Raw genomic sequence first — 13927 nt, forward strand, 5'->3', positions numbered from 1 at the left:
ACAATGCTTTTTAGTTTCCGAACGCTATTGTTTATCACCAGCCTGTTCGTCAGCGCCGGAACATGGTCGTCATGTATCAAAGTCACCGATAAGAGCGCGCTCTCTGACGCGGCGATAAAAGCGGGCTACACGGCGCAAAACTGGATCGGCGCAACTGACACGAATACCGGTAATATCGGTTTGCCAACGGTGATTAGCATCAGTAATAGTGAAACATTTCAACCCTCCGGCACATTATTGGCCAGTGGGATCGGTAACTTCCTGACGGCCGCCACCGGCACGCCCTATTCCAGTAAACAGGTACTTTACCGCTGCGATACCGCCGATGCCGGGAAGCTCTATGAGATGTATTCGACAAATGGCGATAGCGCTTTTGCGGGGGCATTTTTTACTCCCGAAGTAGAAGGCGCCTATTATGATGTGGAGCGTAATGTTGCTGTCCGTATGACAAACCTCAGTACCGGCGAATATTACAGCCGTTTCTGGAAAGAACGCCAACTTACCGCAGACAGTTGGTTTCAGGATGACAAATATATTTATATTCCTGCCAGCGCGTTTAGCAACGTGTTATATGAGATGTTTAAAATTGACTCAAGAAAATATTTTGCCTACCAGAATCCAATGGACCGAGATACCTGGACGCAGCCTCGGGGTTATATCGCCTTTAAAGGCCCAGGCTTGATTACCGAGCGGATCCAAGCGGGACTGGATCATGCCAGCGATTATTATGGCTGGCCCGGCTATTGGCCCGGGGCATGGAGTACATATAATAGCGTCACCTATGTTCGCGGCGCGTTATGTAAAATCACAGATTATCCTGCGATCGTGAAAATTCCCCCTGTCGCCGTCGGCATATTAGCCGCCGGAGGCAATAGCCAGGCGCCTTTCCACGTCAGCCTGGAATGTGAGTCCGGTGCCGTGTCCAGTGCCCTCCCGTCCACCAGCGCCGCTAATGTCGCAATGGGGTTTGTCGTTAATCAACCCACCGCCGTGGCGGCGGCGCGTCGCCTGGGGCTAACCACATCCGCAGGCGGTCTGTCGTGGCTACTGGACACCCATTATGGCGAACCTGGCGTAGCTTCCGGAGTGGGTATCCGCATCTATAACGATGCCGGTACGCCGATTAACCTGTTACCCGATCGGATCAAGACAGGCACTGGCAACGCCCGAGGCTGGTATGGCTATAAAGATTTAACCACACGAGTATCATCCGGTTCAGTAGAAACCTACAGCGGTGATTTTACTGCCTCGCTTGAGGCGATCGGCGGACAAACAGTAACGGCAGGAAGCGTGAATGCGCAATTACAGGCAGTGGTTAGTTTTCAGTAAAGTCATATTAACGCTACTTGGGTTGACGGGATGGTATGGCCCGGCACAAGCCGCCGTTAATATTGACAGAACCCGAATTATTTTTGCTTCAGATGATATCGCTCAATCGTTGACACTATCCAACGATAATACAACGCCGATGCTGTTACAGGTATGGACCGACGCCGGAAACATTGACGCCTCTCCGGATAATAGCAAAACGCCGCTGGTGGCGCTGCCGCCGGTATTTAAAATGCAGCCAGGGGAACTGAGAACGCTTCGCCTGCTCCTGAGTTCCCGCCAGCAGCTTGCAACGGACCGGGAGAGTCTCTTCTGGCTAAACATTTATCAGATACCGCCACTCCCCCATGACATTAAAAACAACCCGCGAAAACTGGTATTACCGCTTCGTTTGCGGCTAAAAATTTTAATTCGCCCGACCGGGCTAAAAGCGCCAACGGAAGCGGAGGAGAAAAAATTACGTTTTATTGCTAAAGAGAATACTATACGGATAGTTAACCCCACCTCGTGGTATATGAGTTTAACGCTAACGACGGATGACAAGAAAAGTATCGGCGATATCATGGTTGCGCCGAAAACAGCACTTGATGTGCCGCTAACACGCTCGCCAACGCCGGGAGCATCGATAAATTATGCAGTAATCAATGACTCAGGGAACTGGCGACAATATACCGCCATACTGGAAAAATATATTAGTAAGAGTGATTTTATTTCTGAGTTTTGATGGGAAATATTCAGGGATACGGTCGTATCCCTGAGACAAGCCAGAATTCAGCATGTACCATTGTCAAAAATAGCATTAAGCTGATATTTTTCTTTTTGCACGGCATCTTTGTTCTGTTGAGTTCCCTTCTCCTCAACAGACATATCCCATACGTTTTCATTATCTGATTCAATTAATGTGTAGAACGTATTATTATTACGCATCATATAACCGCGAAAATTATTTTCGATACCCGTTGTCACAGGCTTAGCAGCCCCTGAGAATAACGAAAGGCATACCATGCAGAACGAATGCTTTCCGGACTGACGTCCTCATAGACATCTATACCATGCAAAACAAGTACGCGAGAAAGAAAATGAGAAGATTGTTATGAAAGAAAAGTTTGTAACTACTTGATTGAGATGGTGCGATAATAGGAACCAATAATCGCCCCCAACACAATGATTTTAATACATAAATTAAAATAGAAGATTTAAACTACACACACCCCTATACACATTGGTGAAGGCGTTCGCTTTCCGCGTATTCTCAAGGCAGAAAAAACTTTTTTTGGGGGAAAACTGTTCATACTACTCATTGTATTTTTTTTCATTAATATTCAAAAAGATATGAAATTAACGATTGATAAGAAGTGAACACTTTACTGTTCACCTTGACTGATTAATAAGTGCATAAAAACCTAATTTTTGAGCACGGAAGGTATTTGTTCCTTACCCCATTTTTTCTCTTTAGTCCAGTACAACAAAAAATGCGCCCAACAGAAGACTGTTTTGAATTTAAATGCAATCGCTTTGTAGTGATTGTAACGTAAGTTGATTTGATGGGTGCGATTTTGTTTAGCGATAATGGTATGTTGTAAAAATCATTTCGTTGCAATAAAATTGCATCGCTACATTTTATAGACAATATCAATTAAATTTTAATACTCATTATTAATTTTGAGGCTAACAAGTGACTAGTTATTCAAACTTTTCCAATCAAATAAAAGAAACCATCAATAATAAATTCGATCATGAAATTCATGATTGGGACATTATAAAAAACTCAATCACAACTTTAATAAATAAAAATATCCATGGTGCAGGTAGAAATATCGTTGATTTTATAGATTTAGGTAACTGGGACTTTATTTCAAACTTTTCCTTTGATGACTCTACAAGAAGACTTGAATTAGAGTGGCACCCCAATGATAAATTCCATATATATATTGAGTCCGTTGTGTTTGTCGAGTTTAATGACACTATATATGCTTTCTTAAAGGGATACTATCACAATCAGTTATCTCTAAATAGAATATATAATACAAAATGCTCTTCATGTTCATTTGAAAACTCAGGTTCTTATATGGTAGACGTTTATAGAACGGTTAAAAGAGTAAATGAGACAATCCAGACCCCAAATATAAATTGCTATACTACATGTATTTTAACAAGGCCCGCAAATGGTCATGTTACATCTACAGGCTTCTCACGAAACCTCATGGATGCGATAAATATTTCATTAGCAGAGCACAAAATAGCCTCTTTACATAATGAAGTCATGAGTATTGAGGAATATGATCGTGATTCTTTACAAGAGAAAGGAAATACTGCCAGGAGATATTTAGAATATATTCTCATGCTTGTTAATATTCGTATAATGCATTTAAACAACGTTCAATACCAAGAGCAAATGCTAGGTAGTTTAGTTTCTGTTATTGAGGCTCTGGACTATGAACCATTAATGAAAAATAATGTTGAAATTACAAAGGACATCCTTAATGCTTGCAGCCACCACGGGGGGGTTAGAATTGAAAAGAAAGATGTAATTTTTTCTTTGGAAGTTATTGAAAACTTAATTAAAGCCATAAAAAAAACCGACATAAATAAATTACAACTCGATGGGATGTTTAAATCAATTCAAAAATAAACATCATCTAACAATGAGTTAGATGCATTTTCCGCTGACGCCTTAGCATATAACTTTTAAATTTTATCGATATATATTTTGAGATAATTTCCTGTAGCGGATTTAAGACCGGCACAGCCGGTCTTAGGTCAGTTATTTCGCTGCAAACTCATCGCATTTTGGCAACCAGTCAGCATTGCTTTCCTCTCTTAGGGCCAGATTAGTCTGCATTCCTTGATTGGTCCGTCGTTTCTCATACTGCAGCCCATATTCCTTGAGCATTAACGGTAGCCCCTTGCCAAACATGGTCAGACTGAGCGTATTTTTATAGCCGTTAGCCTCCATGTAGACCAGATAGGCATGGTAGAGGTAAGTTCGAGGCTGACGTGGAACAATATTAGCGTTCCCCATAAACATGCCCGTGGTGTCAGGTAGGACCTCAAGGTAGCCGCAAAAATCAAAAGCTGAATCAGCATCACGTTTGATGGTGAGCGCTTCATCGGAGTTCTGCTGTGACTGAAGCAATGTCCTGGCACTCATTGGGTCGCTGAAACGCTGCATAAGCTGGCGAACAATCACCGCTAGCTCACTGGCAATTTTCTCTTTGAGCTGGGTATCGCGTTCCTCCGGGGCTATCTGGTCGGGGAAATGCAGGATCACCCTTCGGCGTGAAACTCCACCACTACGATCAGTGAAGCGCATCGGATTATTGTTCACAGCCAGGATGACCGCCGGGATGTGGGTTGAATAGGCGTTCTGATATTTGGGATCAACGGATACCGCATCGCCGCCAGTGATGGCTTTTAGTCCGGCCCCGTCACCGCTCCACTTTTCCTGGTCGGGAAGTCGAATCAGTGAAAAACCTATTAACGCAGCTCGTTCTCTTGGCGACTCAAGCATTTCAATGGTTGCCGAGGTCGCGTTATCTTCACCCGCCAGCATGGTTGCTATTTCAGCAAGAATACTCTTTCCACTTCCGCCAGGGCCAGTGACCTCCAGAAACAGCTGCCAGTCATAACGGTTAGCCAGCACCATAAACAATGCAGCCAGAATAATGTCCCGTTTTTCAGGATTAAAACCTGCGGCACGATCCAGCCAGCGCCAGAATGCCGGGGCATGGGTTTCCAGTGACTCACCGTCAACGGGCTGCGTGTAATCCACCTCGCACAGCGTACGTAACCAGTGCTTCTTATCGTGCGGGCTGAACAATCCTGTCCGGGTATCGAGCACACCGTTGCGAAATCCGATAAGTTGCCGCGCCGGATTCTGCTGTTGCGGAACGATCAGTTTGAGGGTTTCCACGAGAGACGCAATTTTCGCGGATGAAAAAGGTGCGTCGAGGCGCTGAAACAGCGCAGCGACATCACGGGCAAAATCGGCGTAATAGATAACTTTCCAGGCCCCCGCCTCATAGCGTGAAAGGAGTTGCCCGTTCGGGTCTACTGCCAGTGAATTTTTATAGTGATCCACTACCCTCTGCGCTTTTTCGCTGACGCTCAACGCGGTAAATTCAGCTTCGCTCATTGTGTCGAAGGGGCTGGCAACAGCTGGTTTTATTACTTCATGAATTGCATGCCGGGTGGCTTCTTCGCCGTTTTGCGTGAATGCATCGTTCCAGTCACCAAACACAGGCGGGAGCGCCATTGTGCAATTGCAGGCCCCGGTAACAGCTGCGCCCCTTGTTTGCCCCGCACCGTTGAGATCGCGGTCAGCAGCAATAATTATCTGGTGCGTTGGGTACTCACTGCAGGCAATGCTCGCCAGGGAAAGGAAATTGACGGACGAAAAGGCCACCATGACAGCATCGCCAGTCAGATAGTTGATAGTAAGTGCGGTGGCATATCCTTCCGCTATCCAGAGCCGTTTGGCTGCTTTGGCAGTACCTTCAACCAGGTAAAAGGCATTCTTAACCTGACCGCCTTTAAGGAAGCATTTGCCCCCATTAGCGTTGATTAACTGCAGATTTACCAGCTCTCCATCTGCATACAATGGAACGACAAGATCTCCCGCGCGAAATGCCACACCACCGACTTTATGCATGGCGGTTAATTCCCGGCAAGGCAGTGCAGGAAACCCTTTACTCGTCAGATAGGCATTGCCAGTGGTCTGGCGGGACTTATCAAACAAACGGGCAGCCAGCACTGCTGCAGCTTTTCTCCCGTCCTCTTTTTCAGGAGTACCAGATTCAAGCATTCCCTGAGATACTGGCAGCAGGTTTCCGGTAATGCCGTTTATTCTGTCTGCCGCTTCACTAATGCCTACATCCAGTACTTTACTTACAAGCGCCAGGCCATCACCTGCCCCGCACTGGTTACAGAACCACGTTCCCCGCCCTTCCTGGTCATCAAATCGAAAGCGGTCTTTCCCGGCACAGACCGGGCAGGGCTGGTGCCGATTTTTCAGTACATTTACGCCCAGCGCAGGTAAAATTCTTGACCAGTGACCCCGAGCTGCTTTCTCAGCCTGGCTAACTTTCATTCCTGACATTGTGCGGCCCTCCTTAGTGCAGCGCTGGTTTGTTGAGGTGACGGGAACAAAGTTCATCCATGACCGTCATTCCGAGCAGTGAGAGAACCGGACAGGCTTTAAGCGGCCCCGACTCCATCAGATCCGAAAATTTGCGGAATGCATGAAAACCAGTCTGTTAAGCGAAGCGGGCAGGCGTGGGGGGCTGCGCGCGCTAAGGGGTTAGATTATAAAATATCAAACGCCGGTGAGATCCATTATTGTGGAACCACCCGAAGGAAGTGTAGAGGCGAAAGTACCCAAAATAATTTTGCAAATTATTTAGAAATGAACTGAGCACTCGAAACGAAATATAATTTCGAGCACCCCAATTAGCAGTTATATTTTTAATGTATTAAACAGGATAAAAACCAGAGCTTCCATTCTTATTTAAGTTATGGATTTTATTTGCATCATTAATTTTTATTTGGAACGTCGGACCTTTATTCTCAAGAATTACAATCTGGAAATTATAGTCCCTTTTGATTAATGCGTGATAAAATGAATCACTGAGACTGACGCTATTAACATCCGATAGAGAAACCCCTCTATCTTTATCAAAGTGCGTCACTAATGGACTATCAAGCACAACAAATCCAATGAATGGATTCCCTTTTCTTGATAAAAATTCCGCAAAGCAAATGGTAAATATAGCATGCATTACTGCACGGGTACCTTTACCAAACATTCCTCGGCGTTTCCCATTGATATTAAAGTCATATGTATCTTCGTCAAATCGCACTTTGTTATCTTTAGAATTATCAAAATTTATATCATTCAAAAAGTCTTGCATCGCTATTTCTATATCATACAAATCAGCTACTGTTAAGGAGTCAAAGTCCTCGGCGGAGTATTTAAGTTCGTCAACATCATCTTCTTTATCTTGTAATGAGGATAGAATGCTATGTTTTGTGTGATCCATTAAAAGATTGTCTTTATATTCATAAAGTGATTCAAGAGATGAATGTATTGTTTTATATTTTTTATCTTCTAACGTCTTAAAATCACTTTTTTCTGCTTGATAAATTTCATTAACATCATTTTTTCTTAACATAATTAATTCATGTTCGCGAACATTAGATTCGATTGATTCAATTAATCCTTTCAGCTGGCTTTTGATTTTCAATTTTTCTGCATTACACGACAAAAAATAATCATCATATGATATTTCATTTTCTTTTTTTTGCGGTGTATTACAGAACTCACAATAAATATCTGCAAAATTATTTAAATAGAAATTCGCCTGTGATACAACATCTATTCTTTGTAGATCTATAAAGTATTGGTCTTTAAGAAGACTAAATCTTTCAATGAGTAATGATAAGTATTTTTCCCTGTCACTGATTGAATATAATTCATCACTTAACTCTTTTAATAATTGCTTCTTATCATCAAGTGCATCAACAATACCTTTCAATATATCTTTCGATGATTCAATATCTTGCTCTACTTTCTCAAGTTCTCTTGAAACAATGACTTGATCATATTCAGGATAAATTAATTGCGCTTTCAATTCCTCATAAATATTTGCAATTTGATTTTTTAAAAAATATCTTGCTTTTTTATTTGGTTTTTCTGCTAAGGAGTTAGTATCATCTCTCTGAGTTAAAAGGAATTTAAATTCAGACTTTCTTTTTGTCTCCTCGCTAGGAATATCAGAAAGAATTAACGACTTCTCAGTTAACACTCTTAATTCATCAATACAAAAAAATTCAAAAACATTATTAAGATTAAATTTATGAAGAGTATTACTTAAGTTTGTTCTTACTTTAGCCTCTTTGAAATTCAACCTACCATAAAAGTATGATGAAAAACTCTTTTTAGACGAAGCACTTTTGGAAAAAACCATCAACAGATTAGCTTCACTAACATTTTCAATGCTCGAATCATATAATCTGTAATGGGCGCTATCCTGAAGAGACCTCTCAATTGTCATTACCCTACCTTGAAAATTAAATTCCAGATAGGCTAAATCATAACCTTGAGCATGATCGATATCTTTATTTTTTAGTTTTTCACTCCCTAATAAATATCGAATCAAATAATATATGTATGTTTTTCCAGAGTCAGAACCACCATATAAAATAGTCAATTTAGAACCAAATTCAATTATAGCATCTAATTTATTGAATCCGGTTACCTTTATTTTTCTGAACGTAAAAAAATTGTCATTCATAATTAAATTCCATATCATATTTGCCAATTTTATTTTTTATAATTGATTGCAACTGCTCATCAGGAATATCACTATATAACTTAACCACCAAATTTATATTATGCTCCATCTGCGCAACATATTCATTATGTAGAGAATTTGTAAATGCATATGTTTTTTCAGAAGCTTTATATACAAAACCACGATGTGTATAAATTTTTGAGGCTAGTTCATAGCCTTGCAACAAAGCCAATGATTCTAAAACAATCTCTCGTTTTAGGGCTAACTGAGCATCTCTACGGGGTATTGGAGGATGAAGACTAATCTCTTCAGGTAAAAAATCCTTAAGATTTACTAAAATAAAATCAAAACAAATAAGCCGTTCAAGGCTTAATGAAGAAGGATAAATAGCGACGAGCACTTTCGCTATTCGACATGCCACTTCTAAACTTGAATTATAAATTCTAACCATTATCTCACCGTCCAAATTACTTCACCATCATTAACCAAATGATGGCATATTCCTTTTTTATCATTTGCTTCACATATTTTTGATAGTACTGAATGTGCAATTGGTGTCAGAACAGCCTGCTTCAAGACTGCATTACACCTAATAAATGCATAATTATGGTCTTCATAAAAGACGGGTTCAATTGAAGATGAAATGTAACATTTCAATGCTTTGAATACATCATCTTTAAATACTTCGCGGACAAAAACCTCAAGCGAAGATGCAAAATAAAAATCATTTCTACTATTATTAAAGTGTCGTCTGTATGGATCATCAAGCTCTAAGAAAGAACTATAAGTTTTATTTCCATGCTCTGAATAGGCTTGAAGCAGTGCATTAACATATACAGACTCTTTTTTTGAATTGTATGTTGGAATTTCATTTGGAGGGATTCTCACGACATACAGCTCGTTAAAGTACTTAAAATAAAGGTGTGTATTTGCAATATCATTTAAAATCAATGATAAGGGTAGAGAGTAAAAAATACTAAAATCAAAATCCTCAATATATTTTTTTATTTCATCATCTAATGGAATATCAATCTTTTTAGTTATTTTTTTTGAAATTGCTGAATCCCATGAATCAAGGACTGCTTTTTTAAGCTCGTTTTTATTTTTCAATAAATTAGAAAATGTAGTAGATAAATCATAGGGTGCCACAAAAAAGTACTTCTGAGGGATGGGATAATCACCATTCAGAGTAAAATAGATAAGTTTTCCAAACTCAACTACAACATCAGAGAACCCTAAACTTTTTTTGTACAGTTTGCATTGATAATTATCCCAAGAATAACCTTCTACGTTAGGATCCGATTTATATCCAACAACGTCTCTACCTTTATCTCCAGCTCCTCCCAAACGTTCGCTCCACGGGTAATCATCTGATTTACAGACAATAAGCCAATCATGGACAAATACCTCCCATTGTTCATCATCCCATGTCAATATTTCCGAAAGTGGTTGAGACACAAATTAACTCCTTTTTAGTCTTTCAAATATCAAATTACTGTACCAGTCCATCATAGACTTCCTTCCACTAAAATATTGAGCATGGTTATAAGTCCCCCTAATAGAATTTTTATCTACATGAGCCAACTGGATTTCAATCCAAGCACTCTCAAAACCTTGCTCATGCAGGATTGTAGAAAGGGTATGACGAAAACCATGTCCAGTGACTTTTCCTCCATACCCAATACGCTTAATGGCTTGATTTATACTCGCTTCGCTCATTGGCCTATTCGGATCGTTCCGCCCTGGAAAAACATAACGATAGTTCCCTGTCATGATCTTGAGTTCATTGAGTAAATCTACCGCTTGAGATGATAAGGGCACAAGATGTGGCCTACGCATTTTCATCCTTTCAGCAGGAATTTCCCAAATAGCGTTATCCAGATCAAATTCTTGCCATAATGCCGCGCGTAATTCGATGGTTCTCACACCCGTAATCATCAGTAATTTCGTGGCTATCTGGACAAGCTTACTCCCGGAGTAACCCTCTAAGGCACGTAGAAAATCAGGTATCTCATCAGCTTTTAGGAATGGGAAATGATTGGATTGGTGTACTTCGAGAGCGCTGGAGAGATCAGCCGCAGGATTGTACTCCGCCCTACCCGTTGCAATTGCGTAGCGAAACACTTCGGAGCAACGCTGCCGCACTTTGCGCATTTTCTCCAACGCACCACGTTTCTCAATTTTACGCAGAACGTTCAGCAGCTCTAGCGGTTTAATCTCTCCCACAGGCCTTGTTCCGACATAAGGAAAAATGTCGTTCTTAAACGCTTCCATGATGTCTGATGCATATCCCGCCGACCATTTAGCAGATTTAAGTTGATGCCACTCTCTGGCTATCTTTTCGAAGGCGTTCTCTGACTCTGTTTGCATAGCTAGCTTTTGCTCTTTTCGAACCTCACTAGGGTTCTTTCCTTCTGCCACAAGTTTTCGAGCTTCATCACGACGGGAACGAGCATCGGCAAGGGTGATCGTTGGGTAAACACCAAGCGAGATCATTTTGGGTTTGCCGGCATAGCGATAGCGGAACCGCCAACTCTTGCTTCCATTAGGTTCTATAAGCAATGACAACCCTAGCCCATCTCCAAGTGTATAGGCTTTAGCTTCAGGCTTAGCGCGGCGAATCTGCATATCGTTTAAAGGCATGTGTATAGGAATCCAGGACCGAACAGGAACATATACACAATCCTATACACATTCTGTATCGGATTCTACTGGATGGTTACGGACGCCGAGGGACTTAAAATCAGTAAGGTCTTTATAAATCAGGGTATTTATGGATGAATACGGACGTTTTGGGACGTTGAAATGGTGCCGATAATAGGAGTCGAACCTACGACCTTCGCATTACGAATTATAAGAATCCACTTCTAATTCAAAGCATTACCCCATCAACACTGCGCTCACACGTCCCACCACATCAAAACATGTAAAGCCTTGCAAGCCATTGCGAGGCCTTATGTGTCTCAGTTTTGTCACACCTTGTATTACGACTTGCATAGCCAATGAAGATAAACGTGACGACAAACGGCGCAGCAGTCTTCTTTTCCTTCATACTTTCCCCACCCAGCATGCATACCTTTATGCCATAACTGAAGTTTATGTCTGTTATGAGCAAGAAGCGGAAGTTGGCAGTTTTGTGGACTGTCCCCACAAAAGTGACTACAGAAATAGTTGCAATTCATAATTGATCATGGGTTGTCAGTTAAACTCGTGGCGATTTAAATAGACTAATTGGGAGTGCGTCCATTACTTATATCTTGTAATGTTAACTATCAGAAATGATACAAAGATAATATGTCTTTAAAGAAAAGGCTGATGGCGAAAAGTGGCCCGATGAGGGCCACAATACGGCTGTCACTTAGACGTAAATATCAATGGTGCCAGCGGTATTTGTATCGTCTTTTTTCTCTTCTTTTTTATCAGGCTGAACTGTCGCGTCTTCATTCTTTTTCTCTGCCTGCTGCCTTAACAACTGCTCCAGTTGAGCCATGAGGCTTTCAATTTGCTTCTGTACCAATGCAGCCATTTCTTTTTTCTGCTGTGTCGTCATCCCCTCTTCCGATGAGATTTTCCCAAGCTTTTCAGTCAGCACCTGAATTTGTCTTGTGATTTTGGCTATTTCTGATGTTCCTTCCGGGGCGGAGTTGTTTGAAATAACGGTTGAGGTATTTCCCTGAATTGTGACAGACATAGATTTCTCCTTTTAAAAAAGCACTATCGGCATGCACAAAAAAATCTTTAATCGTATTTCTTGTGTCATTAATTGTTTGATGTTCAGATTGTTTTCCTCGCGGGCTGGCGCGCCTCAGAAAGTAAAGCTTGTTGACAGGGGTAAACGTTCGGCAATAATTTTCTGCCGCATGCGGGTGTTGCATAAAACGTGCTACGTTCCTTTATCGACAGGTCAGGTCACCGCTCACCCGCCGACGAGAAAGCAACACTGACATGCTAAAGCAAAAAATAGATGAATAAGTTGAGTTGTGCATATGTAGCCTGACCGTCACAAAGTATATGGTGTCTGTACCAGTAAGATGATGGCCGGACTCTTTAAAAACGAGCTGACCTGCACAATACAGGATGGACTTAGCAATGGCTGCTCCTGGCACATAGCAGACCAGAGACACTGGCGTAAAGCCATGGAGGATCGGTGGGAGGAGGTAAAAATCCTCTCATGCAAAAAATACGCAAAATCGATAACAGTTGGAAATCATTCAATACTCGCACTATCGAAAGTTCGCCAGCCAGCCGCAGCACGTTCTTGCATACGACGTGGCTGCGGCTTCCAACATTAGACAAATAACTCTTTAAATTGCTTTTAAATTATTTCGTTTGAATGCCAGTAACAGGAAATCGTTTATATAGGGTTGATAGCCCAACGTTATAGATACGTGCAACATAACGCCGTGATTTCCCTGCCGCTATGAGCGCTCCCATCTGTTGCCACTGCTCGTCGCTAAACTTCGGTCTACGCCCACCAATCCGGCCTTTGGATCTGGCAATAGCCAAACCAGCTAAAGTTCGCTCGCTATTCAAATCAGATTCATACTGCGCAGCAGAAAGAATATTACGGAAATTATAGCGACCACTTGCTGTTTTCAGGTCTACGCCATCTGTAATACTCCGAAAATTAACACCTTTTTCGTGCAGATTTTGAAACATCAATAGCGCATGCAGCACATTTCTCCCTATCCGATCTAACTTCCAGACAATCAACTCATCTCCACTTTTCATCACCGTAATTAATTCCTTTAACACAGGGCGATTAGCTGTTCTGCCACTGGCATATTCTTCATAAATTCGCTCACAGCCAGCTGACTCAAGTGCAAGACGTTGCAACTCTGTATCCTGATGATTTGTTGATACACGAACATACCCGTAAATCATGAGTGCTTCTCCTGTTGTAAAAACAGGAGAAGAGGCGAAATATCACCTGATTCAGAAAAATATTTGAAAGGTTGGTTTAGGCGAAACGATAAATCTGGCTGCGGGCGCAGTCCAGAAAACTGGCGATGAGATGAACGGGAAGTTAACCCTGCCACAGACATCTTCCTTCGGCGTGAATACTAATAACACACTGGGCGGTAGTTCCATCGCTATCGGTGATTGAGCTTTGGACGCCTGCCACCAATACGACCTTTTGAACGCACCACTTCCAACCCGGCTCTGGTACGCTCAACGATCAGCTCACACTCCATTTCAATGCCAGAACGGCAAGGCTCCTCCTGAGCGAAAAGGACTTTTTTTGAAAGTTTCTGGAAAATAAAAATAGTACTATTTGTAGCATTAATTGAATCAGCCGATTTTTT

10 protein-coding genes and 5 pseudogenes are annotated in these 13927 nt (G+C 41.7%); 4 read left to right on the forward strand and 11 right to left on the reverse strand.

All coding sequences use genetic code 11. The annotated features are described in order from the left end of the window. Positions 1-3: 3 nt before the first annotated feature. A complete protein-coding gene (gene stbD, locus ACLJPE_RS09370) occupies positions 4-1329 on the forward strand; it encodes a fimbrial usher protein StbD (RefSeq protein ID WP_000899094.1) in 1326 nt (441 codons plus the stop codon). Then, the gene (gene stbE, locus ACLJPE_RS09375) at positions 1295-2053 is read left to right on the forward strand and encodes a fimbrial biogenesis chaperone StbE (RefSeq protein ID WP_039514464.1); all 759 of its coding nucleotides are present in this window, start codon (positions 1295-1297) and stop codon (positions 2051-2053) included. Before stbD ends, stbE begins: the two co-directional genes overlap by 35 nt. Positions 2054-2100: 47 nt before the next feature. Here the strand turns inward: stbE and ACLJPE_RS09380 are convergent. Further along, positions 2101-2322 (reverse strand): annotated as a pseudogene (locus ACLJPE_RS09380) (hypothetical protein); the annotation flags it as partial. A gap of 682 nt (positions 2323-3004) precedes the next feature. On the opposite strand from ACLJPE_RS09380, the gene ACLJPE_RS09385 reads away from it, so the two are divergent. Further along, complete coding sequence (locus ACLJPE_RS09385; RefSeq protein ID WP_039514466.1) at positions 3005-3961, forward strand: hypothetical protein; 957 nt, start codon at positions 3005-3007, stop codon at positions 3959-3961. Between the two features lie 132 nt (positions 3962-4093). On the opposite strand, the gene ACLJPE_RS09390 is transcribed toward ACLJPE_RS09385, so the two are convergent. The 9 genes and pseudogenes from ACLJPE_RS09390 to ACLJPE_RS09430 form a co-directional block, all read right to left on the reverse strand. Next, entirely contained in the window at positions 4094-6427 is a 2334-nt protein-coding gene (locus ACLJPE_RS09390) for a primase-helicase zinc-binding domain-containing protein (RefSeq protein WP_114050523.1), read from the reverse strand. Positions 6428-6440: 13 nt separating this feature from the next. Next, a pseudogene (locus tag ACLJPE_RS09395) lies at positions 6441-6554 on the reverse strand (DUF5375 family protein); the annotation flags it as partial. 246 nt (positions 6555-6800) lie between these two features. Then, positions 6801-8621: a hypothetical protein gene (locus ACLJPE_RS09400; RefSeq protein ID WP_223152479.1), complete on the reverse strand. Its 1821-nt coding sequence runs from the start codon at positions 8619-8621 to the stop codon at positions 6801-6803. Next, a complete protein-coding gene (locus ACLJPE_RS09405; RefSeq protein WP_000251689.1) occupies positions 8614-9072 on the reverse strand; it encodes an ABC-three component system middle component 2 in 459 nt (152 codons plus the stop codon). The genes ACLJPE_RS09400 and ACLJPE_RS09405 overlap by 8 nt, the downstream gene beginning before the upstream one ends. Further along, positions 9072-9690, reverse strand: a pseudogene (locus tag ACLJPE_RS09410) (ABC-three component system protein). Before ACLJPE_RS09410 ends, ACLJPE_RS09405 begins: the two are co-directional and overlap by 1 nt. 392 nt (positions 9691-10082) lie before the next feature. Beyond that, complete coding sequence (locus tag ACLJPE_RS09415) at positions 10083-11264, reverse strand: tyrosine-type recombinase/integrase (protein WP_001130496.1); 1182 nt, start codon at positions 11262-11264, stop codon at positions 10083-10085. A gap of 715 nt (positions 11265-11979) precedes the next feature. After that, on the reverse strand, positions 11980-12312 hold the full coding sequence (locus tag ACLJPE_RS09420; RefSeq protein ID WP_032214357.1) for a FlxA-like family protein: 333 nt from the start codon (positions 12310-12312) through the stop codon (positions 11980-11982). Between the two features lie 202 nt (positions 12313-12514). After that, a complete protein-coding gene (locus tag ACLJPE_RS09425) occupies positions 12515-12766 on the reverse strand; it encodes a hypothetical protein (RefSeq protein ID WP_071587521.1) in 252 nt (83 codons plus the stop codon). A gap of 175 nt (positions 12767-12941) precedes the next feature. After that, entirely contained in the window at positions 12942-13505 is a 564-nt protein-coding gene (locus ACLJPE_RS09430) for a recombinase family protein (protein WP_000639149.1), read from the reverse strand. Between the two features lie 88 nt (positions 13506-13593). On the opposite strand from ACLJPE_RS09430, the pseudogene ACLJPE_RS09435 reads away from it, so the two are divergent. After that, a pseudogene (locus ACLJPE_RS09435) lies at positions 13594-13725 on the forward strand (phage tail protein); the annotation flags it as partial. A 1-nt stretch (position 13726) separates the two neighbouring features. Here the strand turns inward: ACLJPE_RS09435 and ACLJPE_RS09440 are convergent. Next, positions 13727-13819: pseudogene (locus tag ACLJPE_RS09440) on the reverse strand (DNA-invertase); the annotation flags it as partial. Positions 13820-13927: the final 108 nt, after the last annotated feature.

The organism is Salmonella sp. SAL04196 (assembly GCF_046550835.1).
In the GTDB taxonomy this organism is placed as follows: domain Bacteria; phylum Pseudomonadota; class Gammaproteobacteria; order Enterobacterales; family Enterobacteriaceae; genus Salmonella; species Salmonella enterica.